Raw genomic sequence first — 1,904 nt, 5'->3', positions numbered from 1 at the left:
TACCCCCTGTGGTTTTTAATCATTTACTTACCTTTTTGGGTTTAGGTTTAGACATTTGAATAGGTTAGCCTGCATACAGACTTTGTTGTTGGCTTTCTGTTTTTAAAAATTAAAGTGGCTGTCCTCTTAAAACATTCATCGATTCACGTCTACTTGCAGAGTCACGATCTAAAGATTGACATCATCCCGGCAGAATTTCGATAGATGATGTAGGTGACAAGAGCGGCATTTCAAGATCGAGTTAACCTTTCGATTACGGACCCCTTTAGCCACACTCTTGTCATTGATGAGCGTACCTAATAAACCGCCATTGGCCTACTAAAATTCAATGGTAGACCCCTATGCCCCTTTAAAGCGATACAATTGGCAATCATAATATCACGCGTATTATCCGTTGATTCGCCTAAGTTAAGCTTTCCTCCATCACTTAAAATAAATATCACTAAACACGCTCACATTGCCACTTTTGAGGAAATAACAATATGCGTTCAGTGATGCTTTTAAGTGATGCTTCAACTTGCGATAACGCCAGCACGGTAGCGTTTTATCTTAGTCGGGCTTTTGAAGACAAAGAAAATTTTCGGATAAACTTATATTGTTACATCAACAATACCTTGTACACTTATGACGCTGACAATAGCGCATTTACCGACAGCTGTGTATTAACTTCACAAGCATTTTCAGAGGACGTTTTCAGCTTATTGGGGCTTAATACGCCCTTAAGTCAAAATGATGAAGATGAAGCCTTGTTTGATATCCTGGCTAAATATGTACGCTACGATGATAGCATGACAAGCTTTGACTTTAGCCGCCTGCCAGAGCAGCTACTCATGAGGGCCAGCAGTACTATAGCAGAATTGCATGCTAGCGCTCAGAGTGTTTGTTTTGTTATGTGTCCCAATGGTAGAAACCTACCCGCACGTTTTCAGACCTATGGTCATAAATTGTATTACGACAATAACAATTTGATGTATAAAACACGCAGTTGCGAGAAAAACAACTACCAAGTGAATCACTTAAAAAGCCCTAAATGCGATGTCGCTTATGTGTTTATTGAATTACTATTGGCTCGCGCTATCGTAAGCAATCCAGAGACCCGATACCTGGGCAACTGTTACGGCTCGCAGTTAATGTGGACAGCATTGGGCGGCGGCTTAACCACATACAAGCGTAACCAGAATGTGCAACACAACAGCACAATGATTCCCCCAAGTGACGACAGTGTTATCAATGTCAATTGGGACAACGGTATATTAGAAACAAATAAGACAGAAGGTCTATCGCAGCACCCAACAGAAACCATCACTAGCAATGACTTGTATAACTTTTTCAACTTGCAAACAGGTGATTTAACTTTTAACAGCGATTATCATCATAGTTTTATGTTGATTTTATCTAAGCACCTGGACAAGCAAGAGCAACAAGGTAACATCACGGCAGTATCCCACAAATTATCGGATAAAATCGTTGGCTATACAGAAAACCCTTTAGTGCAAGCGCATGAAATGAAAGTGGTTAAATGCGCTAGCGAAAACCCCAGTCCTGAACAAGGTACCCCCTCGGGGAAAGTGTGGCGAACTTGGCGTTGGGTCGGCTCATACTGCTGCAATCAACGTATTTTCGGCTTTCAAGGGCACCCCCTGTATCATATTACCGAATACAGCGATGCTTGGAATGCCGAACACCCTAGTGACGAAAACAATGATCAAACGGCAAGAAATGCCCACTACGCCAATAACAAGACCTTGATTTGGAATTATGTGTTTAATTTTGCGTGAATTACATTTCTGACGTGACTGACCTTGTGCGGCCAAATATTTTACGACATATATGGTATCTCCGGCTGACGGAATAAAATTAATTTAAACAGGACACCCACCTCAAAAATTGACTAATAAATATCT

General features: G+C 41.0%; 1 protein-coding gene. It reads left to right on the top strand.

All coding sequences use genetic code 11. The annotated features are described in order from the left end of the window. Positions 1-482 precede the first annotated feature (482 nt). Entirely contained in the window at positions 483-1,778 is a 1,296-nt protein-coding gene (locus ACGHEH_RS21510) for a hypothetical protein (protein ID WP_390449776.1), read from the top strand. The last annotated feature ends 126 nt before the right edge of the window (positions 1,779-1,904 follow it).

The sequence above is a fragment of the Pseudoalteromonas sp. MTN2-4 genome, assembly GCF_042848605.1.
Lineage (GTDB): Bacteria > Pseudomonadota > Gammaproteobacteria > Enterobacterales > Alteromonadaceae > Pseudoalteromonas.
This window is presented reverse-complemented; position numbering and strand designations above follow the sequence as displayed.